The organism is Serratia sp. CY71090, from assembly GCF_052166845.1.
Lineage (GTDB): Bacteria > Pseudomonadota > Gammaproteobacteria > Enterobacterales > Enterobacteriaceae > Serratia > Serratia nematodiphila.
Map to the genome: position 1 here is coordinate 986,529 of NZ_JBJNOA010000001.1, position 23,208 is coordinate 1,009,736.

Below are 23,208 nucleotides of genomic sequence, written 5' to 3' on the forward strand. Positions count from 1 at the left end.
AGGCAGGGCCCGAGCATGCGGGCCCTGTACCGGAAACATTATTTGTAGATGATCGCGGTGCCGCTCAGCATGTTGTTACCGCCGGCGGAGATGATGCGGTAGCTGCTGGCGCCCTGGGCATCCGCTTTAGCGGCCAGCTTTTTCTCCAGGCTGCTGAGGGTGGTCGCGTGGCCTGCGGAAACGATGCCGGTGGCGGTCAGGTTATCGGCCTGCTGGCTGCTGATCGGTTCAGCGGCGAAGGTGGCGAAAGAGGTCAGTGCGATAGCGGCTGCGGCTGCAAAATATTTGATGGTTTTCATGGGTGACTCCAGTCTGTTTATTTAGGAAGGAAGCCGTTCGCTTCCGATGTGGTGAATAATAAAGCATCCGTGCCGATTGAAAATCTGATAATGCTGAGCAAGTCATTCAAAATATCTGATTAACAATTTACGCATCTTTACGGCGTTTTACGCTGCGTGGTTTATTGCTGACGGGCGTTCATTGACGCGCCATGACAAAGGGGGGAGGTAACATGACAGAGCGTAGGTGCGCGCTGCGGCTGGGATTTCGGGCCCCCGACATGTAGAATGCGGCGGTCAGTTTCGCGGGTGAGTCCCTGATTATCTCCATTTTACAAAAGGTAGAAGAAATGAAGTCTGAAAATAACGCTAATAACAATGACTTAAAATCATCTCCAATCGTTGTGGCGTTAGATTACGCCGATAAGAACGCTGCGCTGGCGTTCGCCGACCGTATCGATCCGCAAGACTGCCGGCTGAAAGTGGGCAAAGAAATGTTCACGCTGTTTGGGCCGCAGCTGGTGCGCGATCTGCATGGGCGCGGTTTCGACGTGTTTCTCGACCTGAAATTCCACGATATTCCCAATACCACTGCGCATGCGGTAGCGGCGGCGGCCGAACTGGGCGTTTGGATGGTTAACGTCCACGCCAGCGGCGGCGCGCGCATGATGACTGCCGCTAAAGAAGCGCTGGCGTCATTCGGGACGGATGCGCCGCTGTTGATCGCCGTAACCGTGCTGACCAGCATGGAAGCGGAAGACCTGCGCGGCATCGGCATCGAGGCCAGCCCGGCGGAACACGCCGAGCGCCTGGCGCGCCTGACCCGCGACTGCGGGCTGGACGGCGTGGTGTGTTCGGCACACGAAGCGCAGCGGCTTAAGGCGGCCTGCGGGCAGGCTTTCCAACTGGTTACGCCGGGGATCCGCCCTGAAGGCAGCGCGGCGGGCGATCAGCGCCGTATCATGACGCCGGTGCAGGCGCAGGCCGCCGGCGTGGACTATATGGTGATTGGGCGTCCGATCACCCAATCTGCCGATCCGGCCGCGACGCTGCGCGCGATCCGCGCCTCTTTGGCCTGAGGAAGCGATGATGAATGACGATAACAGCCGTCTGGTGTATTCCACGGACACCGGCCGCATCAGGCAGGAAGAGGTTAAACCGCAACGCGCCAAGGGCGATGGCATCGTGCGCATCCAGCGCCAGACCAGCGGCCGCAAGGGGAAGGGCGTGTGCCTGATTACCGGCGTCGATCTGGATGATGCCGCGCTCGACAAACTGGCGGCCGAGCTGAAAAAGAAATGCGGCTGCGGCGGCTCGGTGAAAGAGGGAGTCATCGAGATCCAGGGCGATAAACGCGAGCTGCTCAAACAGTTGCTGGAAGCCAAAGGCATGAAGGTCAAACTGGCGGGCGGTTGAGGTGAATCGCCATGCCGCGGTGCAATGCTGCGGCATGGCTAGAGGTTGTTGCTGCCGGGGGTTAACCCGTTAACGGCGAAAGAACTATAGACTTAACGTAAAACAGACCTGAAATCATCGTTATTGGTTAATACGTCAAAGCGCCAAGGCGCTTTTGCCCGCCTGTCGGCGTAGGGCTCTCGGTCAGGTTATTTACCTACCTGGTGACCGATGATGCCGCCCACCGCAGCCCCACCCAGCGTGCCCAACGCGCTGCCGTTGGTCAGCACTGCGCCGCCGACTGCACCGGCGCCGGCGCCGATAGCGGTGTTGCGATCGCGTTTGGACATGTTGGAACAGGCGCTCAGTGAAAACGCCAGAGTCAGAGCCAGAGCGGCGGTGGCGAAACGTTTATTGATAATCATCATAATGACTTCTCCTTAGCATTGGCTATATGGAAGTGCCCTATAAGTATAGGCGTTAACCATAAATCAGGCCTGCTGTTGATTCCCATGCGGTATCGATATAAAAAATGGCATTTTTTGTTAACGGCCGAATAATTAGCAGGTTACGGCCCAAAAGTCGCCGAAACTGAGTATAGGTTTCTCGGGAAGGATAAACAGGTAAATAGTCTTAAAATCCTGCGGTGCAAGGGGAAAGACGCGCGGCGTGGCCCGCGCGGTGCGGCGGTGGTCTGCGTTATTCGTTGACCAATTCCACCTGTACGCCCTGGCGTTTCAGCTGATGCTGATACTCCAGCGCCAAACGCGAATCGGTGATCACCCGGCTGATCTGCCCCGGCTGCGCCAGCGGATTGGGCTGGATCTGGCCGAATTTGCTGGAGTCCGTCAGCACGATATTCTCCACGCCCTTGGCCAGTACCGCGCTGACCACATCGGCGCGCATCATGTCGCGGCCGGTAAAGCCGGTTTCGGCCTGAAAGCCGTCAATGCCGATAAACGCCTTATTGAAATGCACCTGCTGAATGCACAGCCGCGTCAGCGGGCCGACCACGGTCTCGCTTTTCTTCTGGTACATGCCGCCCAGCACAATCACGTCGCAGTCGGTTTCTTTCAGCAGGTTTGCGATGTAGTGGCTGACGGTGATCAGCGTAATGCGCTTGCGTTCGGCGATGTAGCGCGCCAGCAGGGCGTTGGCGCTGCCGCTCTCGATAAAGATCGTCTCGCCGTCGTTGACCTGCGCGGCGGCGTATTGCGCCAGTCTCTGCTTGAGGGTGAAATTGGACATCATGCGGGCGTCGACGTCGTCGCTCTCCAACGCCACGGCGGAACCGTGCACCCGCTTCAGATAACTGCGCTTTTCCAGCAGGTTGAGATCCTGCCGGATGGTGACTTCCGAGACGCCCGAGGCGCGCGCCAGCTCATTGACGCTGATCCGCCGGCGATCGTTAACCAACTGCAATATGGTCTGTTGTCGTAAATTCATATCGGCCTGATGATGCGGCCGCCAAGGCGCGGCCGCTAAGAGTCAAAGGTTTAAAGAGTATGTTCTGTGCGCGCAATGATATCATCCTGCGCCTCAGGGGATAATGCGGTAAAGAAGGCGGAATAGCCAGCTACGCGAACCACTAAATCACGATATTGGTCAGGGTGTTGCTTCGCCGCCAGCAGCGTTTCGCGCGACACGATGTTGTACTGCACATGCCAGCCGCGGTAGCTCTCGAAGAAGGTGCGCAACATCAGCATCAGCTTTTCCCGGTCGCGCGGGTTGTCCAGCGTCGCCGGGTTCAGCTTTTGATTGAGCAGCACGCCGCCGAGGATCGCCTCGGTCGGCAACTTGACGAGCGAATTGAACACCGCCGTTGGCCCCAGGTGATCGGTACCGGACGCCGGACTGGCGCCTTCCGCCAGTGGCGTGTGCGCCTTACGCCCATCGGGCGTGGCCAGAGTGGCGGCGCCGAAGGGCACGTTGGCCGAGATCGACGACGTGCCGGCGTAGTAACCGCCGCCGATCGGCCCGCGGCCGAAGCGGGTGTTGCGATACTGCTTCAGTTCTTCGATATAGGTTTGGTAGGCGCGCACCAGCAGCCGATCGACCTCGTCCACGTCGTTGCCGTATTTGGGCGCGGCGTTGAGCAGCCGCTGGCGCAACTGCTCGCCATCCAGCCCGGCGAAGTCTTCGGCCAGCGCCGTCGCCAACTGCTGCTGGCCGATCGCCCCCTGGTCAAACACCAGTTTGCGCACCGCCGCGAGGCTGTTGCCCAGGTTGGCGATGCCGACCTGCAGGCCGGAAACCCAATCGTATTTGGCGCCGCCTTGCTTGATGCTTTTACCGCGTTCGATGCAGTCATCCACCAGCGCGGAACAGAGGATATCGTGGGCATTCTCTTCCAGCACGCTGTCCACCACGCATTCGATCTCGATCGACTTGCGCGTGTAGTAGCGGATTTGCCGAACCCAGGCGGCTAAGACCTGCTCGAAATCGGCGAAGTTTCCTTTGGATAGCGCCTGTTCCTGCGGCAGGAAGATCTGCCCGGAGGTCGCGTCGCGGCCCTGTTCCAGCGCCGCCAGCAGCACGCGGGCGAAGTTGATGAAGCTCATGCCGGTGCAGCGATAGCCCCATTTGCCGCCGACGGCGGTCTCGATGCAGCCGATGGCGGCGTAGTCGTAGGCGTCTTGCGGCTCAACCCCCAGTTTGATGAATTCGGGAATGACGATTTCGTCGTTGTTGAATGCCGGCATGCCGAAACCGCAGCGGATCACCTGCACGCAGGCGTCGAGGAAGTCGGCGCTCATCCCGGCATGGTAACGCACGCTGAGGTTGGGCTGAGTGGAGCGCAGGCGGCCGCAGGACTCGAGAATGGCGTAGGACAGCGGGTTGACCGCATCGCACGGCCGGCCGTCGACCAGCTTCTGTCCGCCGATGGTGACGTTCTGGTACAGCGGGCTGCCGGCGGAAGCCTTGGAATGCGAGCCGGAGCGGATCTTGTTGACCTCCAGCAGCTTTAGCCAGCAGCTGTGCAACAGCTCGATGGCGTCTTCCCGCGCCAGCTTTTGCTCCAGCTCCACGTCACGCCGATACCAGGGATAGAGGTATTGATCGAGGCGGCCGAAGGAAACCGAATGGCCGTTGGATTCGATCTGCAACGTCAGCTGGATGAAATAGCACAGCTGCAGCGCCTGCCAGAAGGTGTGCGGCGGGCGATGGGCGATCTGTTCACAGTTATCCGCGATGGCCAGCAGCTCGGTGCGCCGGCCAGTGCGCGGTTCGTTTTGCGCCATGTCGCGCGCCAGGCGGGCGAAGCGCAGGATGTGTTCGCTCAGCGCCGCCAGCATGATGTCGATAGCGTTGAGAAACTGCGCTTTGTGCAGATCTTCCCACACGGTCAGGCGCAGGCGGCTGCGGCGCGCGTTCACTTTTTCACGCAGGCCGTCGAGACCTAGCTCCAGCAACAGCGGGAAGTTGACCGCCAGGTGAGCATCGCCGGAGGTCATGTTGCCCTCGGCCTTGATGATGCCGGTAGCCAGCAGCGCCTTTTGCTCGTCGGTGAACATGCCGTAGCAGCGATCCTGCACCGTTTGGCCGCGCCACCAGGGACACAGACGATGCAAAATTGCCTTGTTCTCTTCGCTGACCGAAAAACCGGCGCCCGGCCGGTCGGCCAACTGGTCTATTTCGTTTTCTATCCAGCCGACGGTGTATTCGGGGAAGATCGGCGCGGCGCGCAGTTCGCTGGCCTGGTTGCCGACGATCAACTCGTCGTTGGCGATCCAGATGCTGCGTTTCGCCAGGTGGTTGGCCAGCGCCAGCGCGCGGCGCACCGGCAGCGGCCTGTCCTGATGCTGTTGATAGGCTTCGGTATAGTGCTGCGCGCGTTCGGTGCACACCGGCGGTTTGACGATGTGAATCAGCGCGTTCTTGTGCGCCTGAATGCGGGCGCTGAGGGTGGTCAAATCCAACGTGGTCATGGCGTTATCCTCGCAAAATGGCGGTCAGGCCTTTGGCGCCGGCATAGTCTTCGGCGAAGGCCAGCAGAGCGGGCGCGTCCAGCGGCGTGCGGGCGGCACGGTAGGGCTCGCCGAGCAGGTGGTACTTGTTGATGCCCAGCGTGTGGTACGGCAGAAAGTGGATCTCCGACACGCCGATCTCGTCGGCGGTGAAGTCGACGATCGCGCGGACAGAGCGGCGATCGGCGTTGAAATCGGGGATCAGCGGCACGCGCACGGTCATTGGCACGCCGTGCGCCGCCAGCCGGCGGAAATTGTTCATCACCCGGCGGGCGGAGCCGCCGGTCCAGGCTCTGAAGCGCGCTTCGTCGGTGTGTTTGAGATCGGCCAGCAGCAGATCCAGCCACGGCAATGAAGGCGCGATGTAACGCCACGGCACGTGCAGACAGGACTCGACGGCGGTGTGGATGCCGGCCTCGCGGCCGCGCCGCAGCAGTTCCGCCGCGATCTCCGGCTGCATAAAGGGCTCGCCGCCGGACAGCGTTAAACCGCCGCCGCTGCGCAGGTAGAAAGGCTTATCCCGCATCACCTCGGCCATGATATCGTCGGGGTTGACCGGGCTGCCGCACAGGCTGAGCGCGCCGGTCGGGCAGGTGGCGGCCAGGGCGGCATAATCGTCTGCGCTAATCAGCTCGCGTTGCAGCGTCAGCGGCCCGTCGGTGCGCTGCAGCCCTTGCGGACAGCGCGCGGCGCACAGCGTGCAGCCGCTCAGGCACAGACGCTCGTCAAACAGCAGGTCTGCGTGGCGCGAACGGCTTTCCGGGTTCTGACACCAGCGGCAGCTCAGCGGGCAGCCTTTTAAAAAGACCACGCTGCGGATGCCGGGGCCGTCATGGGTCGAGTAGCGCTGCAGATTGAAGAACATGAGTCACCCGTTTGGCATTGCTGAATCTTTCGCCATTAAAGGTGTTTCGAATGAAAGTTGAATTGATTTTGATCAAAGGTTGGCGGTTTTTTTGCCCTATGATGATCAGAGTTTGAATCCGCCCAGAGAACATGACACAGGAGTCCGTGATGGAGCTTTATCTCGATACCGCCGATGTGACCGCGGTAAAACGCCTGGCGCGCATTCTGCCGCTGCACGGCGTCACCACCAACCCGAGCATCGTGGCGAAGGAAGGCAAGCCGATCTGGGAAGTGCTGCCCGCGCTGCGCGACGCCCTCGGCGGCACCGGCAAGCTGTTTGCGCAGGTGATGGCGGCCGATGCGGAACGTATGGTGGCGGAGGCGGCGCTGCTCAGCCAGCGGGTACCGGGGTTGGTGGTCAAGATCCCGGCAACCGCCGAAGGGTTGGCGGCGATCAAGAAACTCAAAACGATGTCCATCCCGACGCTGGGCACGGCGGTATACGGCGCCGGGCAAGGGCTGTTGGCGGCATTGGCCGGTGCGGAATATGTGGCGCCTTACGTCAACCGCGTGGACGCGCAGGGCGGCGACGGCATCGAAATGGTGCACGAGCTGCAGCAGCTGTTGAGCCTGCATGCGCCGTCGGCGCAGGTGCTGGCCGCCAGCTTCAAAACGCCGCGCCAGGCGCTGGAGTGCCTGCTCGCGGGCTGTCAGGCCATCACCCTGCCGGTGGACGTCGCGGAGCAGTTCCTGAACGCGCCGGCTGTGCAGGCCGCGGTCGAGAAATTCGAACAGGATTGGCAGGGTGCGTTCGGCTCGACGCTGTTAGGCTAAAGCCAGTAAAAAGGGCGCCGCGGCGCCCTTGCTTGATGCTCGGTTCGTTTAGCTGCGGCCGGCCTCTTCCCTAAGCGCGGCGCTGACCTCGTGCGCCGTCGGTTGTTCGGAACGCAGCGCCCTGCGGATCGCGAAGAAGGCGGCGATCAGCATGGTCACCGCCACCAGCATAAAGAATCCGCACAGCGCGGCGTTGATCTGGTTGCTGAACACGATGGTCTCCATGTCCTTCAGCGACTTGGCCGGCGCAATGATCGTGCCTTGCTCGATGCCGGTAGAGAATTTCTTCGCCTGCGCCAGGAAACCGATGCTCGGTTTCTCATGGAAGATCTTCTGCCAGCCGGCGGTCATGGAGGTCACGAACAGCCAGGCGGTCGGCAGAATGGTGACCCAGGCGTAGCGCTGCTTTTTCATCTTGAACAGCACCACGGTGCCGAGGATCAGCGCCATCGACGCCAGCATCTGGTTGCCGATGCCGAACAGCGGCCACAGGGTATTGATGCCGCCGAGCGGATCGACCACCCCCTGATACACGAAGAAGCCCCAGCCGGCCACCGCCACCGTGGTGCCCGCCAGGTTGCCGAACCAGGAGCGGTTGTTGGCCAGCTGCGGCACCGCCACGCCCACCAGATCCTGCACCATAAAGCGGCAGGCGCGGGTACCGGCGTCGACGGCGGTCAGGATGAACAGCGCTTCGAACAGAATGGCGAAGTGGTACCAGAACGCCATCATCGCCCGGCTGTTGAACACCTCACTGATGATGTGCGCCATGCCCACGGCGAAGGTCGGGGCGCCGCCGGCGCGCGACAGTATCGAATTCTCACCCACCTCTTTGGCGATCAGCGCCAGCGTTTCCGGTGTGACGATAAAGCCCCAGCTGTTAATCACCTGCGAAGCATTTTCCACCGTGGTGCCGATTAGCGCCGCCGGCGAGTTCATGGCGAAGTAAACGCCCGGATCCAGCACCGAGGCGCAGATCAGCGCCATGATGGCGACGAAAGACTCCATCAGCATGGCGCCGTAACCGATAAAGCGAATGTGGCTTTCGCGCTCCACCAGTTTGGGCGTGGTGCCGCTGGAAACCAGCGCGTGGAAGCCGGAAATGGCGCCGCAGGCGATGGTGATGAACAGGAATGGGAACAGGGCGCCGGCGAACACCGGGCCGCTGCCGTCGATAAAGCGCGAAACCGCCGGCATTTTCATCTCCGGCATGGCGAAGACGATGCCGATGGCCAGACCGATGATGACGCCGATCTTCATAAAGGTCGAAAGGTAGTCGCGCGGCGCCAGCAGTAGCCACACCGGCAGCACCGAGGCGACGAAGCCGTAGATCACCAGCACCCAGGTCAGGGTGGTGCCGTGCAGCGTGAAGAACGGCCCCCAGTAGGGATCTTGCGCCACATTGCCGCCGTAAATGATCGCCAGCAGCATCAGCACGAAGCCGATTACCGAGATTTCAGCGATCTTACCTGGACGAATAAAACGCATGTAGATGCCCATGAACAGCGCGATTGGGATGGTGGCAGCGATAGTGAACAGCCCCCACGGGCTGTCGGCCAACGCCTTCACCACCACCAGCGCCAGTGCCGACAGAATAATGATCATCACCCCCAGCGCGCCGAGCATGGTGATCACCCCGGCAAACGCCCCCAGTTCCTGTTTAGCCATTTCCCCCAGTGAACGCCCGTCGCGGCGGGTGGAGATGAACAGCACCAGAAAATCCTGCACCGCGCCGGCCAACATAACGCCGACCAGGATCCAGATGGTCCCCGGCAGGAAGCCCATCTGCGCGGCCAGGATCGGCCCCACCAGTGGCCCGGCGCCGGCGATGGCGGCGAAGTGGTGGCCGAACAGCACCCATTTGTTGGTGGGCACGTAGTCCAGGCCGTCGTTGTGGCGTTCGGCCGGGGTAAGACGGCGGTCATCCAGTTCAAAGACCTTGTCGGCGATGAACCGGCTGTAGAAGCGGTAGGCGATGCTGTAGCAGGCGACGGCGGCGACCACCAGCCAGACGGCGTTGACGTGTTCGCCGCGGCTGAGCGCCAGCATGGCGAAGGCGAAAGCGCCGACCAACGCCACCAGCAGCCAGATAAGTCCGGACCTGATGTTTTTCATGAAACAACTCCTTGGCGTACAGAGGTAGAAATTGACGTTGTTATTAGGGATGACGTTTTAACAGTAGAAGTTTTGCCGCTGAACCGCGGCAGGTCGGATGAGAAATGTGAAGCAGGTGGGGTTTTGGTGTAAAAACAAGGCGATGAAACGCCGTTGGCGCAGGCTGCCGCCCACGCATTTCCGAACAGATTTTCATTCTGCACTTTTACTGCGCATGCAGCGAATCATCGCCGTTTTTTATCTGGGTGCGGCGTTTGTCGGCTTATTATTTCATCTGTAGAGGTGTGCCGAAATAAAATGGCGCGCATCGTGTTATACCTTTATTTTCATCCGCATGTTTATTCATTCATTAAATAAATAATAGGGAAAGAAAAGGGATTTAATTATGATAAATAAAGTTATTGAAGGGTATTTACCGCAGCTCACGGCGATTCGTCATGATATTCACCAGCACCCGGAGCTTGGCTTCGAGGAGTTTCGTACCAGCGATTTGGTGGCGGACTATTTGAGTTCGTGGGGCTATGAGGTGCACCGCGGATTGGCGGGCACTGGTGTGGTGGGGACGCTGCGGGTGGGTGACGGCGTGAAAAGCCTCGGGCTGCGCGCCGATATGGACGCCTTGCCGCTCGAGGAAAACAACGGCAAACCCTGGAGCAGCAGCGTAGCCAACCGCATGCATGGCTGCGGCCACGACGGGCATACCACCATGTTGCTTGGCGCTGCGCGTTACCTGGCGCAAACGCGCAATTTCAACGGCACATTGCATGTGATTTTCCAGCCGGCGGAAGAGACGCTGGATGGCGGTGCGCGCATGGTGGAACAGGGGCTGTTCGAACGCTTCCCCTGCGACGCCATTTTCGCCATGCATAATATGCCTGGGTTGCCCGCCGGCGAGTTCTTTTTCCAGCACGGTCCCTTTATGGCTTCTTCGGATCAGATTGTGGTCACGATACAGGGGCGTGGCGGCCACGGCGCCATGCCGCATTTGACCGTCGATCCGGTGCTGGTGGCTTCGCACATTGTCATTGCGCTGCAGAGCATCGTATCGCGCAATACCAATCCGCTTGAAGCGGCGGTGATCACCGTCGGCAGCATTAAAGCCGGTGAGGCGGCCAATGTGATCCCTGATAGTGCGGAAATGAAGCTCAGCGTGCGATCGCTGGGGCGCGAATGGCGAACAACGCTGTTAACGCGCATTCCTGCGCTGATTCAGGCGCAGGCGCAAAGCTTCGGCGCCACGGCAATCGTGAACCACATCAACGGCGCTCCGGTATTGGTTAACGATGAGGCTATGACGCGCTTCGCGCATCAGGTGGCGCAGCAGCAGTTTGGCGCCGCGCGCGCGCACTACGGCGCTAAGCCGCTGATGGGCAGCGAAGATTTCACCTTCATGCTTGAGGCGCAGCCGCGAGGCTGCTATCTGCTGATCGGCAATGGCGACGGTGAAGGAAGCTGTATGGTGCATAACCCGGGATACGACTTTAACGATGAATGCCTGGCGGCGGGCAGCCATTATTGGGGCGCGCTGGCGGAAGCGTATTTAAAATAAGTCAGAAAAATAATAACAGGGAAGATAATAATGAGTGAAAATACGGCGGTGATGCAATCAGAAATAAACGCGCCGTCGAAGACGGGCGGCAAGAAAGTGATATTTGCCGCCTCCTTCGGTAATGCGCTGGAATTTTTCGACTTCGGCATTTATAACTTCTTCGTCATTTATATCAGTGTGCTGTTCTTTCCGCCGTCGAGCGATCCTAATCTGGCGTTGCTGCTGGCGTTCGCCACGTTCGGCGTCAGTTTTATTATGCGGCCTCTGGGCGGTATTTTGATCGGCGCCTATGCCGATCGCCGCGGCCGCAAACCGGCGATGATCCTGACGATTTCACTGATGAGCCTGGGTACGGCGATGATCGGCTTTGCGCCGACCTACGCCAGCGCCGGCTATTGGGGAACCATCACGCTGGTGGTGGCGCGCCTTATCCAGGGGGGGGCGGCGGGCGGAGAGGTGGGGGCGTCGATGTCGTTGCTGGTGGAGTCGGCGCCGCCCAATCGGCGCGGCTTCTATTCCAGCTGGTCACTGGCGACGCAGGGCATCGCCAGCGTGATTGGCGGTGTGACAGCGCTGGGGTTGAGCGCCGCGCTGCCGCTGCTTTCGGGCGAACCGAACGCGATGGCTGAATGGGGCTGGCGCATTCCTTTCTTTATCGGCGTGGCGCTTGCTCCGCTCGGTTGCTGGCTGCGCCTCGGGCTGGAAAGCGACCGTCCGCCGATGCCGCGCACTCAGGAGCCGCCTGTGCAGCTGCGCCGGCACTCGCGTGCGGTGGTGCTCGGCGTGATGTTGACCATCGGCGCCACGGTTGCCACGTACATTTCTATGTATTATCTCGGTACCTTTGCGGTGAAGTATCTGGGTATGGCGCAGACTTACGGTTATGCCGCGATGCTGCTGGCCGGGATCATCACTTTCGGCGGCAGTTTGCTGGTAGGGGGCTGGTGCGATCGCTATGGCCGTCTGCCGCTGATCCGCTGGGCGCGGATCGCCATTTTGCTGCTGGCGTTGCCGGTTTTCTGGCTGCTGACGGTGGCGCCGCATCCGGCGGTGTTGCTGAGCGTGGTTACGCTGATGGTTGGGCTAACGACGTTGGGGTCTGTTCCCACGCTGTTGGTGATTTCCGAGCTGTTTCCGCAGCGGGTACGCGCGTTGGGGTTTGCGTTGGTTTATAGCCTTGGCGTCGCAATTTTCGGCGGCTTTGCCCAATACATCGCTTCACAGTCGATCGCGCTCAGCGGTTCGCTGCTGGCGCCCGCCGGCTATCTGATGTTGGCAACGCTGATCTCGCTGGCCGCGTTGCCGCTGTTGCGTGAAACCGGCGGCGATCCGCTGCGCTAGCAGACGCGGGGCGATAAAAACGCCGGCGGTTCTCACCGTCGGCGTTTTGCGTTGCGGCCGCTTCAGGTTGGCGTTCAGGCCGCAGGGCGGGCGATTACGCTGCGGGTTTCCATGCGCACTTCAGCGATGGTGACCTGCAAGGTGTCGCTCTGGCGGTAAACCACTTCACCTTTGATCTGCACGGTGCCGGTTTCCTGGCTGCACTGCATCTCGTCACGCACCGCGTGAATAAACGGCGCCGGGATGAAGGCAACCGCGCCGTTGTCCAGCAGGCGCACACGCAGGCCGCCGCGTGTCACGTCGATAATCTCGGCGTTGAAGCGGGTATCGGTACCGGCCTTGTCCTGCAGGAAGCGGGCGTACAGCCAGTCGCCGACGTCGCGTTCCGCCATGCGGTTCAGGCGGCGGCGTTCCGCCAGCTGCACCGTTACGTCATCCTGCGGTTTTTCGGCCGATTGCTGGTTGATGATTGCCTTCAGCAGGCGATGGTTGACCATGTCGCCGTATTTACGGATCGGCGATGTCCAGGTGGCGTAAGCCTCCAGCCCCAGACCGAAGTGCGGCCCCGGCGTGGTGCTGATCTCCGCGAAGGTTTGGAAGCGACGGATACGACTGTCAAGGAACTGAGTCGGCTGCGCATCCAGATGGCGGCGCAGTTCGCAGAAGCCCTCAAGGGTCAGCAGTTTTTCGGCTTCGGCTTCCACGCCGTTAGCCTGCAATACGGTGACCGCTTGCTCAACCAGCGCAGGATCGAAACCGGTGTGCACGTTGTACACGCCGAAGCCCAGGCGATCGCGCAGCACGATGGCGGCGCAGACGTTGGCGGCGATCATGCACTCTTCAACGATGCGGTTGGCGCTGCGGCGCTGCTCGGTGACGATCTCCAGCACGTCGCCTTTTTCACCCAGCACGAAGCGGTAGTCCGGGCGATCTTTGAATACCAGCGCATGCTGGTGACGCCAGGCGTTGCGCGCGTCGCAAACGCGTTTCAGCAGGGTGATCTGTTGTGCGATGGCGTCGCTCGGCGGCTGCCAGCCGGCAATGCCTTCCAGCCAGTCGGAAACTTCGTCGTACACCAGTTTGGCTTTGGATTCGATCTCGGCGGCGAAGAACTGAATATCGTCGCCCAGCGCGCCGTCGGCGGCGATGGTTACGCGGCAGGCCAGCACCTGGCGGCGCTCATTAGGGCGCAGCGAGCACAGGTTGTCCGACAGATCGCGCGGCAGCATCGGGATGTTAAAGCCCGGCAGGTAGTTGGTGAAGGCGCGCACGCGGGCGATATCGTCCAGCTTGCTGCCTTGCTCGACGTAGGCGGTCGGATCGGCGATGGCGATGGTCAACTGCAGCGAACCGTCAGCGTTGTCGGTCACGTACAGCGCATCGTCCATGTCCTCGGTGCTGGCGCTGTCGATGGTGACGAATTCGAGCGCGGTCAGATCTTCACGCACCAGCGCCGCGTTCGGCTCGCTGAGGGCCTGCATCTCCGGCGCCTCTTTTTCCAGGTTGTGACGCGCCAGCGTCACCCACCACGGGGCGAAATGGTCTTCACCGTTGGTGATAAACTGGGTCAGATCGGCGTTGAAGCCGCGATCGCCTTTCAGCGGATGGCGGCGCATTTCCGCCACCGCCCAGTCGCCAGCCTGGAAGTTGTGGGTCAATTCACGCACCGGGCGGCACGGAATCGCCTCTTTCAGCAACGGATGATCGGGCACGATGGACAGACGATCGTCGCGCTTTTGCACGCGGCCGACAAAGCGCGACAGGAACGGCTCGACCAGGGTTTCCGGCTCGGCGATTTCGCGCTCTTTCTCGGTGTGCAGGGTGGCGATAATGCGATCCCCGTGCATGACTTTCTTCATGTACGGCGGTGGAATGAAGTAACTTTTTTGACCGTCTACTTCAAGAAAGCCAAAGCCTTTCTCAGTCCCTTTCACGACGCCTTCAACGCGCGGGGTCTGAGAGTGAAGTTGCTGTTTAAGCTGCGCCAGCAGCGGGTTATCTTGAAACATATCGTCCAGTGAATGGGTTGTGAGTGGCAAGATTTGCGGCTGACAGTTTTACGCGAATCACCCGCTGCGAGCAAGCCTAACGTCACGGAACCCCGCGTTGCCGCGCGATTTTGCGCAAGAATGGTCAATCGAAGTGCGATAGATGAAAAACCCCGGCGCGAGGGCCGGGGTGAAGGAGGGGGCAATCAGTCCTGCAGCGGCGTCGGCTGCAGGATTTCAATCCAGTAATCGTCCGGATCGCGAATGAACGCCACGTAGTTCATGCGGCCTTCATGCAGGCGTTTCTGGAAGGTGACGCCCAGGCGCTCAAAACGCTCACAGGCGGCGCGCACGTCCGGCACCGTGACGCACAGGTGGCCAAAGCCGCGCGGCTCGCCGTTGCCGTTGTGGTAGTGGAAATCCGCCTGATTTTCGGTGCCGTGGTTATGGGTCAGTTCGAGAATGCCCGGTTGGCTCAGCGCCCAGCGTTTGCGTTCGTCGTCATCCTGCGGGATCTGCTCGCGCGGGCTGCGCGTCAGGTAGCAGATGGTGAAAGCGGCTTCTTCGAACGTTTCCAGATAGACCGGGGTAAAGCCCAGTACGCGGGTATAGAAATCCAGCGCCTTGGTCAGGTCTTTCACGCGGATCATGGTGTGGTTGAACACGTAACCGTCGGTTACCGCGTCCGGTTGGGCCGCCACGCCGGGCAGCGTCAGTAGGTCATTCAGTGGCATCAGAGATCCTCCTCAGGGTGTCGGCAGACTGTAGATGAAATCGATGCTAATCTAAAGTGATTGTTTTTAACTAAAACACTAACTAAAAGTGAATGATAAATGAAGCTGAGTCAGCTGAAGTTTTTCTGCACCGTGGTGGAACACAAAACCATTGCCGCCGCCGCCCGCGAGCTGCACTGCGTGCCTTCCAACGTCACGCTGCGGCTGCGCGAGCTGGAGGAGTCGCTGGGCGGCGAGCTGTTTTTCCGCGACAAGAACCGGCTGTACGTGAATCCCAAAGGACGGCTGTTCTATCAGCAGGCGCGCGACATCGTGGCGCAGGCCGAGCGCAGCAAGCAGCTGTTCGCCGGCGAGCAACAGCATGGGCTGTTAAACCTCGGCGCGCTGGATTTTTCGCTGGTCAGTCACTTGCCGGCGCGCATTGCCCGGCTGCGCCGTTTACAGCCTCATTTGCACATAAACGTGCTGAGCCGCGACTCGCTGGTGCTGGAACGCATGTTGATCGACAGCGATCTCGATCTGGCGATCACCGACGGCCCAATTGAGCATCCGCTGCTGGCCAGCCAAAAGGCGTTTGACGAACGGCTGGTGCTGCTGATGCCGGCGGATGTCGGGCAGCCCGACGCCGCCACGCTGGCGCCGCTGGAGTTTTACACGTTCAGCCGCGAGTGCTCGTTCCGGCTGAAGGTCGATCACTGGCTGGCCTCGCGCGGGCTGAAACCTCGCATGACGCTGGAAATGGAATCTTATGCCGCGATGGCGGCCTGCGTGCAGGCCGGCTGCGGCGTCGCCTGCGTGCCGGGTTCGTTGCTGCCGCTGATCTTGCCGGCGCCGGGGCTGAAGGTGGTGGAAATGGGCGAGGAGGGCGTGAGCGATCTCTATTTCGTCTGGCGGCGGCATCAGCTGTCCGAGGAATTGCAGACTATCCTGGAAATATTGGCGCGCCCGGCGTGAACCGGGCGCGCGTTTTCAGGCGATGCGCAGCGACGGCTGCTGCTCGCTGCGGCGGATCACCACCGGAATCGACTTTGAGGTCGGGGTGCCGGTGCCGTCGCCGAAGCTGGCCAGCGGCACCAGCGGGTTGGTTTCCGGGTAGTAGGCCGCCAGATTGCCACGCGGGATGTCGTAACTCACCAGCTTGAATCCATCCACCTTACGCACCACGCCGTCGTTCCACAGGGTTTCTATCTCTACCCGTTCGCCATCCTGCAGGCCCAGCGCCGCCAGATCTTCCGGATGGATGAACAGCACTTCGCGCTGACCGTAAACGCCGCGGTAGCGGTCATCCAGACCATAGATGGTGGTGTTGTACTGATCGTGCGAGCGCAGCGTCTGCAGGGTAAACGGCGCTTGCACGTCGCCCAGCTGCGGGAACAGAGTAGTCGGCAGCGCGGCGTCGCTGAATTCCGCCTTGCCGCTCGGCGTGGCGAAGCGCAGTTCGGCGGCGGCATTGCCCAGGTAGAATCCGCCGGGCTGCTCGCAGCGCCGGTTGAAATCCTCAAAGCCGGGAATGGTGGCGGCGATATGATCGCGGATCAGCGAGTAGTCGTCGGCCAGTTCCAGCCAGTCCAGCTGCTGTGTGCCCAGCACCGCGTCGGCGATGCCGCAGACGATCGCCGTTTCCGAACGTTGCGTATCCGCCAGCGGTTTGCCGATGCCTTCCGAGGCGTGAACCATGCTGAAAGAATCCTCGACCGTGATGTACTGTGAGCCGCTGGCCTGCATGTCCAGTTCGGTGCGGCCGAGCGTCGGCAGGATCAGCGCGTCTTTGCCGGTCACCAGGTGGCTGCGGTTAAGTTTGGTGCTGATGTGCACCGTCAAATCGCAGTTGCGCAGGGCGCGGGCGGTGCGCTCGGTGTCCGGCGCCGCGGCGGCCAGATTGCCGCCCAGCGCGATCAGCACTTTCACTTCGCCGCGCAGCATTGCTTCGATCGCTTCCACCGTGTTGTGGCCCACCGCGCGATTGGCGGTGAAGTTAAAGTGGCGTTCCAGACTGTCGAGCAGCGCTTTGGGCGACTTCTCATCGATCCCCATGGTGCGGTTGCCCTGAACGTTGCTGTGGCCGCGTACCGGGCACAGACCGGCGCCCGGTTTGCCCAGTTGCCCGAACAGCAGCTGCAGGTTGGTGATTTCACGCACCGTCGCAATAGAGTGCTTATGCTGAGTCACGCCCATCGCCCAGGTGCAGATCACTCGTTCAGCGCCCTGGTAGGTGGCCGCCGCCTGGCGCAATTGCGCTTCGCTCAGACCCGATTGCGCGGTAATGGTCCGCCACTCGGTGGCGTCCACCTGCGCCAGGTATGCCTCCACGCCGACGCTGTGCCGCTCGATAAACGCCAGGTCAAACAGGGGGGGCTCACCGGCGGCCAGCCGCTGGCGGTGGGTTTCAAGCAGCGCTTTCACCATGCCGCGCACCGCCGCCATATCGCCGCCCAGATTCGGTTGGTAATAGGAGGAGCTGATCGGCGAGGATTTTGGCGTCAGCATCTGCACCGGATCCTGCGGATCGGCGAATCTTTCCAGCCCACGCTCGCGCAGGGTGTTAAAGCTGACGATGCGCGCGCCGCGTCGGGCGGCGTTTTTCAGGCTGTGCAGCATGCGCGGGTGGTTGGTGCCGGGGTTTTGACCGAACACGAAGATGGCATCGGCCTTTTCGAAGTCATCGATGCGGATGGTGCCTTTGCCGACGCCGATGCTCTGTTTCAGCCCAACGCCGCTCGCCTCGTGGCACATATTGGAACAGTCGGGGAAGTTGCTGGTGCCGAGCATGCGGCCAAACAGCTGATAAAGGTACGACGCTTCGTTGCTGGCGCGGCCCGAGGTATACAGCTCGATCTGGTTCGGGGTGTCCATGCCGTTGATGTGTTTGGCGATCAGCGCCAGTGCGTCCGGCCAATGAATAGGCTCATAGTGGTCGGTTTCGGCGTTGTAGCGCATCGGATGGGTGAGGCGTCCCTGGTATTCGAGGAAATAGTCGCTTTGCTGCTGCAGGGTGCTGACGCTGTGGGCGGCGAAGAACTCAGGCTCCACGGCGCTGCGCGTCGCTTCCCAACTGACCGCTTTGGCGCCGTTTTCGCAAAAGCTGAAGGTGCTGTGATTATCGTCGCCCCAGGCGCAACCGGGGCAGTCGAAGCCGCGCGCCTTGTTGACGCGCATCAGGTTGCGCATGTTTTTTAGCGTTTGTTTACTGTCGAGGACAAAGCGGGTGGTGGCTTCAAGCGAACCCCAGCCGCCCGCCGGGCCGGTATAAGGCTTGATTGACGGTTTGAATTTCATGGTGACACTTCGCAGGTGGTTGTAGCTAAAAAGTAAACGCTTTTTTATGCGTTTTGCGTATTTATGTCACAAGTTTAGGGGCGCGGAAGGCGGGCGTCTAATCGAATGGTGCAATGGCGGCATAGAGCATATCTATCGCAGATGGATGTTGACCTAAACAAATGGTTGCATAAAGACACCCGCTGCAAAAGAGTAATGGTTTCGCCTGAAATTGAATTCATGCAGTCTATCTCGCGGATTATATTGGCATTTTATTTAGCCTGCGGGCCAGAGGAACACAGCGTGAAGCGTTCAGTATCAGTAGTGATCGGCGGTATGTTACTGCCTTTGGCGGCGCAGGCGGCGGAAACGGCGTCCCATTTTCCCGCCATGACTCCGCCAGCGATAGACGCCGCCTCTTACGTTTTGATGGATTACACCACTGGCCAGGTGTTGGCCGCCGGCAATGCCGACGAGCGGCGCAATCCGGCCAGCCTGACCAAACTGATGACCGGGTTGGTGATCGACCATGCGCTCGACCAGCATAAGATTGGCCTCGACGATGTCGTCACCGTGGGGAAAGACGCCTGGGCGCAGGGCAACCCGGTGTTCAAAGGATCCTCGCTGATGTTTCTGAAGCCAGGTGACAGGGTCACGGTTCGCGATCTCAGCCGCGGCATCATCATTGATTCCGGCAACGACGCGTGCGTGGCGATGGCGGACTATGTCGCCGGAAGTCAGGCCAACTTCGTCAAGCTGATGAATGAGAAGAGCGCCCAGCTGGGATTGCAGAACACCCATTTTGAGACGGTGCACGGGCTGGATGCGCCAGGGCAGTTCACCACCGCCGGCGATCTGGCGGTGATCGCGCGCGCCATCATCATGAGCGAGCCGGCGGAATACCACATGTACAGCGAGAAATCGCTGACCTGGAACGGCATCACGCAGCAGAACCGCAACGGCCTGCTGTGGGATAAGACTCTGCACGTCGACGGCCTGAAAACCGGGCACACCGCCTCGGCCGGCTTCAACATCATCGCCTCCGCCACCGAAGGAGATCGCCGCCTGATCGCCGTGGTGATGGGCGGCAAAAGTTCCAAAGGCCGCGAGGAACAGGCGCGTAAGCTGTTGACGTGGGGGCTGCGCGACTTTACCACGGTGCACCTGTTCAGCGCCGGCCAGAGCCTGGGGGAAGAGCCGGTCTGGTACGGCGAAAGCCACCGCTTGCCGGTCGGCAGTGCGCAGGACCAGTCGCTGAGCCTGCCGAAAAGCGAGGCGGACAAACTGAAGGCGCAGTACGTGATCAATGCTGCGCGGCTGGAAGCGCCGGTCAACAAAGGACAAACCGTTGGCGAGATCCGCATCAGCGATAATGGCCAGGTGGTGAAAACCCTGCCGCTGGTGGCGCTGCAGGCGGTGCCGCAGGGCGGCGTGTTCTCACGCCTGATGGATTACATGAAGCTGAAGCTCTGACTCACCGGGCGAGCGACGACGCCCGGTGGTATACTGAGCGCGAATGCCGATCATTGAGCCGCGCTATGGATATTAAACAACTGATTTATTTGTGTAATTTAGAACGGGAACGCCACTTCGGCCGGGCGGCGGAGGCCAGCTTCGTCAGCCAGCCGACGCTGTCCATGCGATTGAAAAACCTGGAAAAAGAACTGGGCGTTTCGCTGATTAACCGCGGCAACCATTTCGGCGGTTTTACCGCCGAAGGCGAGCGGGTGCTGGCGTGGGCGCGTGAGATCGTCTCGGTTTACCAAGGGCTGAAGCTGGAGGTGGAGTCGCTCAAGCACGGTTTGCACGGTACGTTGCGCCTTGGCGTGGTGCCGCAGTGCAGCATCTCGGTGGCGGAAATGCTCAAGGCGGTCAGCGAGCGTTATCCGCATCTTGATTACCGGCTGGCGGTGCTGAGCGCCGATCAACTGTTGGAGGCGTTGACGGCGCATACCGTCGACATCGGCATCGGCTTTTTCGAGCTGTCGACGCTGAAGGAACTGCATTTTCAATCACAACCGCTGGTGGAAACCGGCGTCGAGCTGGTATTTCATCCGCAACACTTCCCTAAGCTGGTGGGCGACACGCCGTTGCCGCTGGAGGCGGTGGCCGCCTTGCCGCTGTGCCTGGCCGAGCCGACACGGTATTTTCGCCGCTATCTCGATCAGCACTTCCGCGACGCCGGGTTGACGCTGCACCCGCGGCTGGAGACTGCCTCTATCTTCCAGCTGCTCGAGGGCATTTTCGTCGGCTTGGGCTGCGGACTGTTCCCGCGCGGCCAGTTGCAATCGCCGCTGATGCCGGAACTGCAGCGGCGGCCGGTGGCCATCGCCGCCATGCCGCGTCATGCGGCGGTGGTGGTCGATATGGCGGAGCGCGCCACGCCGTTGGCGCAGAAGTTTTTCGATGCCGCCAGCGAGTGGTTGCGGCGGCAAAATATCTGAAGGAAGAATGTATTGCGTCCAGTAATTAGCCGCGTAGTGGTATTCAGTCGGTAGCGCTGAAAGATTCCGCATCGCCCAGCGTTTGGCGCAGGCGATTTTCCCAGGCGTAGAGCGCGGCGGTGAGGATCACTTCCAGCGCCTGCGCCTGATTCAGGCCGCTGTTGAACAACGGCTGCACGCTCTGCGGGGTAAATTTCTCCGGTGCGCGCGTCAGTTCGGCGGCGGTGTGGATCACCGCGCGTTTGACGGCATCCTCGGTAAATGCCAGCCCCTGAGGCAGCCCGGCGAACAGCGCCTGGGCCAGTCCGTCGTCCTGGAGCTCTTGCGTCACCGTGGATGCGCAATAGCGGCTGCCGTTGATGCGTGAGACCGCCAGCGTCGCCAGCGCCTTGAGGCGACTCGATAACCCATATCCTTCGGCATTGATGCCGTTGAACACCCCGTTGCGCTCGCGCAGTGCGGCGGCATCGTGCGCCAACAACAGATAATAAGATTCGGCGCGCGCCTGCGGGTGGCTCTGATCCAGCACGTCAAGCTGTTCGGCGGCGGCGGCTTCCGTGTCGATTGGCGGCAGACGCGCGGTCCAGCTTAACTCTTCGGCACTGAACGCGACGCCATCGGCGTCTTCGACGTTAGGGAAACCGGGCACCACCACTGCCGGCCGGCCGGCCAACGCCGCGACGCCCGCGACCACGCGCGCCTGATAGCTGACAAAACCGATGATTTGCGAAAAGGTGACGATATCCGCCGGGCTCAGCCCGACGTCGCCAAGCTGTTGCAGCGCCTTGCGGCAAATCAGCGTGGGCTGGCTGGCAAGCTGGCGGGCGTATTGGGTGATCTGGGCGAGGCGGATATTGCTTTCCCGGGAAGCGTCCGGGCTGTGCAGCGGGGCGAGGCGGGCGGCATAGTGGCTACAGAGCGACTGCACGCCCGTCACCTGGGCGACGGTCAGCGCGGTGCTGAGGCGATCGTAAGGTGACAATGTCACGTATCGTGATAATGGCACCTGATCGGGAAACAGGGCGTGGTAGCCGGCCAACGAGGCGCTGAACACGCCGGCGCGAGCGCGTAGCGCAGCGTTTAACGCTTCATCGGCGAAGGCGCCCAGCCCCAGCAGAAAGCGATCGCGAAGGGTGGCCGCCTGCGGTTCCAGCGGCGCATCGCCCCGCACGCTGCTTTGGGTTTCGTGATACCACTGGGCATTATGTTGTCGACGGAGTCGTTCCATAGGGTCAATCCTTAATCATGATCAACAGCCGCCGCTGCGCGGCAGCGTCGGCTGGACAAAGAGGCAACATGCCCGCAGGCGGGGCGAAAGGCGGTTTTAGCGCAGCTCATCACAGCAGAGGGCGTGGCCGTAAACAGAAAAACCGGCTGCCAGCGTGAGCAGAAACTGCGTAAGGCGGCGATGGCGAATGCTGTTCATCAGTGCGATATCCTGTCGTATGAGAAGTGCAACGTAGGGGATATCCTCACCGATCGCCCTGGCGAGATAAAATAATGTTACGGACTAATCAATAACTGAAAGGAATAAAATATAAGGATATATAACAAGAATGTAATTTGCATGTGCGCTTTCTCGCTAAGCGGCAGGCGCGCAAGGTGATAAAAAACCCGCCGCAGCGGGTTTGTAGGTGAAGGTGTGACTCAGAAGCGGCCGCCGTCGCGCCGCCAGGCATCGGCGGTCAGCGCCTCGCCGAAGTGGCTGGCGATAAGGCGCTTGGTCAATTCGTGCAGCGGCGCCGCCAACACCTCCGCGGTGCTGCCGCGTTCGACGATTTCCCCTTCGTGCATCACCAGCACCTGGTCGCTGATATGCTTCATCATGCCGAGGTGCTGGGTGACGTAGATATAGGAAATACCGTGTTTTTCCTGCAGCTCCAGCATCAGGTTGATGATTTGCGAGCGCATCGACATGTCCAGCGAGGCCAGCGCCTCATCGGCGACGATCACCTTCGGTTGCAGGATCAGCGCGCGCGCCAGCGCGACGCGCTGTTTTTGCCCGGAGGCCAGCATGTGCGGATAGTAGTAGGCGTGATCCGGCAGCATGCCGACCTGGCGCAGCGTCTGGTTGATACGCTGCTCGCGCTCGGCGGGCTCAAGATCGGTGTTCAGCCGCAGCGGCGCATCCAGCAGCTGGCCGATGCGCTGGCGCGGGTTGAGCGAGGTGCTCGGATCCTGAAAAATCATGCGAATACGCTGGCTGCGATAGCGATAGTCGCCGAACGCCAGCGGATGATCGTCGATCAACAGCTCGCCGGCGGTCGGCTCCACCATGCCGGAGAGCATCTTCGCCAGCGTGGATTTGCCGGAGCCGTTCTCGCCGATCACCGCCAGCGTCTGGCCTTCGCGCAGGGTAAAGCTGACCGATTTCACCGCCTCAACGTGCTGGCGGCGGAACAGCCCGGTGCGGTAGCGGTAGGTTTTGCTCAGGTTGCGCACTTCCAACAGCGTTTCCATG

20 protein-coding genes are annotated in these 23,208 nt (G+C 60.9%); 9 read left to right on the forward strand and 11 right to left on the reverse strand.

The features are described from left to right. Positions 1-38: 38 nt before the first annotated feature. Complete coding sequence (gene bhsA, locus ACJ8OK_RS04690) at positions 39-299, reverse strand: multiple stress resistance protein BhsA (RefSeq protein WP_015378032.1); 261 nt, start codon at positions 297-299, stop codon at positions 39-41. Between the two features lie 329 nt (positions 300-628). On the opposite strand from bhsA, the gene pyrF reads away from it, so the two are divergent. Both pyrF and yciH read left to right on the forward strand, forming a co-directional pair. Then, a complete protein-coding gene (pyrF, locus tag ACJ8OK_RS04695; protein WP_004930640.1) occupies positions 629-1,357 on the forward strand; it encodes an orotidine-5'-phosphate decarboxylase in 729 nt (242 codons plus the stop codon). A gap of 10 nt (positions 1,358-1,367) precedes the next feature. Further along, positions 1,368-1,694, forward strand: coding sequence for a stress response translation initiation inhibitor YciH (yciH, locus tag ACJ8OK_RS04700; RefSeq protein WP_033632911.1), 327 nt, complete (start codon positions 1,368-1,370; stop codon positions 1,692-1,694). Positions 1,695-1,882: 188 nt separating this feature from the next. On the opposite strand, the gene osmB is transcribed toward yciH, so the two are convergent. The 4 genes from osmB to ACJ8OK_RS04720 form a co-directional block, all read right to left on the reverse strand. Then, the gene (gene osmB, locus ACJ8OK_RS04705; protein ID WP_004930634.1) at positions 1,883-2,101 is read right to left on the reverse strand and encodes an osmotically-inducible lipoprotein OsmB; all 219 of its coding nucleotides are present in this window, start codon (positions 2,099-2,101) and stop codon (positions 1,883-1,885) included. Between the two features lie 271 nt (positions 2,102-2,372). Further along, positions 2,373-3,119, reverse strand: a complete 747-nt coding sequence (locus ACJ8OK_RS04710) for a DeoR/GlpR family DNA-binding transcription regulator (protein WP_004930631.1) — start codon at positions 3,117-3,119, stop codon at positions 2,373-2,375. Positions 3,120-3,169: 50 nt separating this feature from the next. After that, entirely contained in the window at positions 3,170-5,602 is a 2,433-nt protein-coding gene (locus tag ACJ8OK_RS04715) for a formate C-acetyltransferase/glycerol dehydratase family glycyl radical enzyme (RefSeq protein WP_442530408.1), read from the reverse strand. Between the two features lie 4 nt (positions 5,603-5,606). Next, positions 5,607-6,506: a glycyl-radical enzyme activating protein gene (locus tag ACJ8OK_RS04720; RefSeq protein ID WP_033632913.1), complete on the reverse strand. Its 900-nt coding sequence runs from the start codon at positions 6,504-6,506 to the stop codon at positions 5,607-5,609. A 149-nt stretch (positions 6,507-6,655) separates the two neighbouring features. Here ACJ8OK_RS04720 and fsa point away from each other — a divergent pair, with 149 nt between their 5' ends. Then, positions 6,656-7,321: a fructose-6-phosphate aldolase gene (fsa, locus tag ACJ8OK_RS04725; RefSeq protein WP_015378028.1), complete on the forward strand. Its 666-nt coding sequence runs from the start codon at positions 6,656-6,658 to the stop codon at positions 7,319-7,321. 48 nt (positions 7,322-7,369) lie between these two features. On the opposite strand, the gene ACJ8OK_RS04730 is transcribed toward fsa, so the two are convergent. Next, the gene (locus tag ACJ8OK_RS04730; RefSeq protein WP_261440810.1) at positions 7,370-9,436 is read right to left on the reverse strand and encodes a carbon starvation CstA family protein; all 2,067 of its coding nucleotides are present in this window, start codon (positions 9,434-9,436) and stop codon (positions 7,370-7,372) included. A 385-nt stretch (positions 9,437-9,821) separates the two neighbouring features. On the opposite strand from ACJ8OK_RS04730, the gene ACJ8OK_RS04735 reads away from it, so the two are divergent. Both ACJ8OK_RS04735 and ACJ8OK_RS04740 read left to right on the forward strand, forming a co-directional pair. Continuing rightward, positions 9,822-10,985 carry a M20 aminoacylase family protein gene (locus ACJ8OK_RS04735; RefSeq protein ID WP_082996740.1) on the forward strand — a complete coding sequence of 388 codons (1,164 nt, stop codon included), beginning with the start codon at positions 9,822-9,824 and terminating at the stop codon, positions 10,983-10,985. A gap of 51 nt (positions 10,986-11,036) precedes the next feature. Beyond that, positions 11,037-12,326 carry an MFS transporter gene (locus ACJ8OK_RS04740; protein WP_442530442.1) on the forward strand — a complete coding sequence of 430 codons (1,290 nt, stop codon included), beginning with the start codon at positions 11,037-11,039 and terminating at the stop codon, positions 12,324-12,326. Positions 12,327-12,400: 74 nt separating this feature from the next. Here the strand turns inward: ACJ8OK_RS04740 and ACJ8OK_RS04745 are convergent, their stop codons facing one another. Beyond that, positions 12,401-14,335, reverse strand: coding sequence for an exoribonuclease II (locus ACJ8OK_RS04745; RefSeq protein ID WP_060559725.1), 1,935 nt, complete (start codon positions 14,333-14,335; stop codon positions 12,401-12,403). Between the two features lie 185 nt (positions 14,336-14,520). Beyond that, on the reverse strand, positions 14,521-15,048 hold the full coding sequence (gene gloA, locus ACJ8OK_RS04750; protein ID WP_004930603.1) for a lactoylglutathione lyase: 528 nt from the start codon (positions 15,046-15,048) through the stop codon (positions 14,521-14,523). 99 nt (positions 15,049-15,147) lie between these two features. On the opposite strand from gloA, the gene ACJ8OK_RS04755 reads away from it, so the two are divergent. Beyond that, the gene (locus ACJ8OK_RS04755) at positions 15,148-16,002 is read left to right on the forward strand and encodes a LysR family transcriptional regulator (protein WP_015378022.1); all 855 of its coding nucleotides are present in this window, start codon (positions 15,148-15,150) and stop codon (positions 16,000-16,002) included. 15 nt (positions 16,003-16,017) lie between these two features. Here the strand turns inward: ACJ8OK_RS04755 and ACJ8OK_RS04760 are convergent, their stop codons facing one another. Then, positions 16,018-18,324, reverse strand: a complete 2,307-nt coding sequence (locus ACJ8OK_RS04760) for an FdhF/YdeP family oxidoreductase (RefSeq protein ID WP_213929026.1) — start codon at positions 18,322-18,324, stop codon at positions 16,018-16,020. 282 nt (positions 18,325-18,606) lie between these two features. Here ACJ8OK_RS04760 and dacD point away from each other — a divergent pair, with 282 nt between their 5' ends. Together dacD and ACJ8OK_RS04770 are read left to right on the forward strand one after the other, a co-directional pair. After that, complete coding sequence (gene dacD / locus ACJ8OK_RS04765; RefSeq protein WP_049188995.1) at positions 18,607-19,776, forward strand: serine-type D-Ala-D-Ala carboxypeptidase DacD; 1,170 nt, start codon at positions 18,607-18,609, stop codon at positions 19,774-19,776. A gap of 65 nt (positions 19,777-19,841) precedes the next feature. After that, positions 19,842-20,747: a LysR family transcriptional regulator gene (locus ACJ8OK_RS04770; RefSeq protein WP_033632921.1), complete on the forward strand. Its 906-nt coding sequence runs from the start codon at positions 19,842-19,844 to the stop codon at positions 20,745-20,747. Between the two features lie 43 nt (positions 20,748-20,790). Here the strand turns inward: ACJ8OK_RS04770 and ACJ8OK_RS04775 are convergent, their stop codons facing one another. Next, entirely contained in the window at positions 20,791-21,975 is a 1,185-nt protein-coding gene (locus ACJ8OK_RS04775) for a CMD domain-containing protein (RefSeq protein WP_213929025.1), read from the reverse strand. 123 nt (positions 21,976-22,098) lie between these two features. Between ACJ8OK_RS04775 and ACJ8OK_RS04780 the strand changes: the two genes are divergently transcribed. Next, the gene (locus ACJ8OK_RS04780) at positions 22,099-22,248 is read left to right on the forward strand and encodes a hypothetical protein (protein WP_235958099.1); all 150 of its coding nucleotides are present in this window, start codon (positions 22,099-22,101) and stop codon (positions 22,246-22,248) included. A 146-nt stretch (positions 22,249-22,394) separates the two neighbouring features. Here the strand turns inward: ACJ8OK_RS04780 and sapF are convergent, their stop codons facing one another. Continuing rightward, complete coding sequence (gene sapF / locus ACJ8OK_RS04785; protein WP_016927550.1) at positions 22,395-23,207, reverse strand: putrescine export ABC transporter ATP-binding protein SapF; 813 nt, start codon at positions 23,205-23,207, stop codon at positions 22,395-22,397. Between the last annotated feature and the right edge of the window lies 1 nt (position 23,208).

Coding starts and splice junctions, on each gene's coding strand:
- bhsA (WP_015378032.1), bottom strand. CDS start 299: ATGAAAACCATCAAATATTTTGCAGCCGCAGCCGCTATCGCACTGACC.
- pyrF (WP_004930640.1), top strand. CDS start 629: ATGAAGTCTGAAAATAACGCTAATAACAATGACTTAAAATCATCTCCA.
- yciH (WP_033632911.1), top strand. CDS start 1,368: ATGAATGACGATAACAGCCGTCTGGTGTATTCCACGGACACCGGCCGC.
- osmB (WP_004930634.1), bottom strand. CDS start 2,101: ATGATGATTATCAATAAACGTTTCGCCACCGCCGCTCTGGCTCTGACT.
- ACJ8OK_RS04710 (WP_004930631.1), bottom strand. CDS start 3,119: ATGAATTTACGACAACAGACCATATTGCAGTTGGTTAACGATCGCCGG.
- ACJ8OK_RS04715 (WP_442530408.1), bottom strand. CDS start 5,602: ATGACCACGTTGGATTTGACCACCCTCAGCGCCCGCATTCAGGCGCAC.
- ACJ8OK_RS04720 (WP_033632913.1), bottom strand. CDS start 6,506: ATGTTCTTCAATCTGCAGCGCTACTCGACCCATGACGGCCCCGGCATC.
- fsa (WP_015378028.1), top strand. CDS start 6,656: ATGGAGCTTTATCTCGATACCGCCGATGTGACCGCGGTAAAACGCCTG.
- ACJ8OK_RS04730 (WP_261440810.1), bottom strand. CDS start 9,436: ATGAAAAACATCAGGTCCGGACTTATCTGGCTGCTGGTGGCGTTGGTC.
- ACJ8OK_RS04735 (WP_082996740.1), top strand. CDS start 9,822: ATGATAAATAAAGTTATTGAAGGGTATTTACCGCAGCTCACGGCGATT.
- ACJ8OK_RS04740 (WP_442530442.1), top strand. CDS start 11,037: ATGCAATCAGAAATAAACGCGCCGTCGAAGACGGGCGGCAAGAAAGTG.
- ACJ8OK_RS04745 (WP_060559725.1), bottom strand. CDS start 14,335: ATGTTTCAAGATAACCCGCTGCTGGCGCAGCTTAAACAGCAACTTCAC.
- gloA (WP_004930603.1), bottom strand. CDS start 15,048: ATGCCACTGAATGACCTACTGACGCTGCCCGGCGTGGCGGCCCAACCG.
- ACJ8OK_RS04755 (WP_015378022.1), top strand. CDS start 15,148: ATGAAGCTGAGTCAGCTGAAGTTTTTCTGCACCGTGGTGGAACACAAA.
- ACJ8OK_RS04760 (WP_213929026.1), bottom strand. CDS start 18,324: ATGAAATTCAAACCGTCAATCAAGCCTTATACCGGCCCGGCGGGCGGC.
- ACJ8OK_RS04770 (WP_033632921.1), top strand. CDS start 19,842: ATGGATATTAAACAACTGATTTATTTGTGTAATTTAGAACGGGAACGC.
- ACJ8OK_RS04775 (WP_213929025.1), bottom strand. CDS start 21,975: ATGGAACGACTCCGTCGACAACATAATGCCCAGTGGTATCACGAAACC.
- sapF (WP_016927550.1), bottom strand. CDS start 23,207: ATGGAAACGCTGTTGGAAGTGCGCAACCTGAGCAAAACCTACCGCTAC.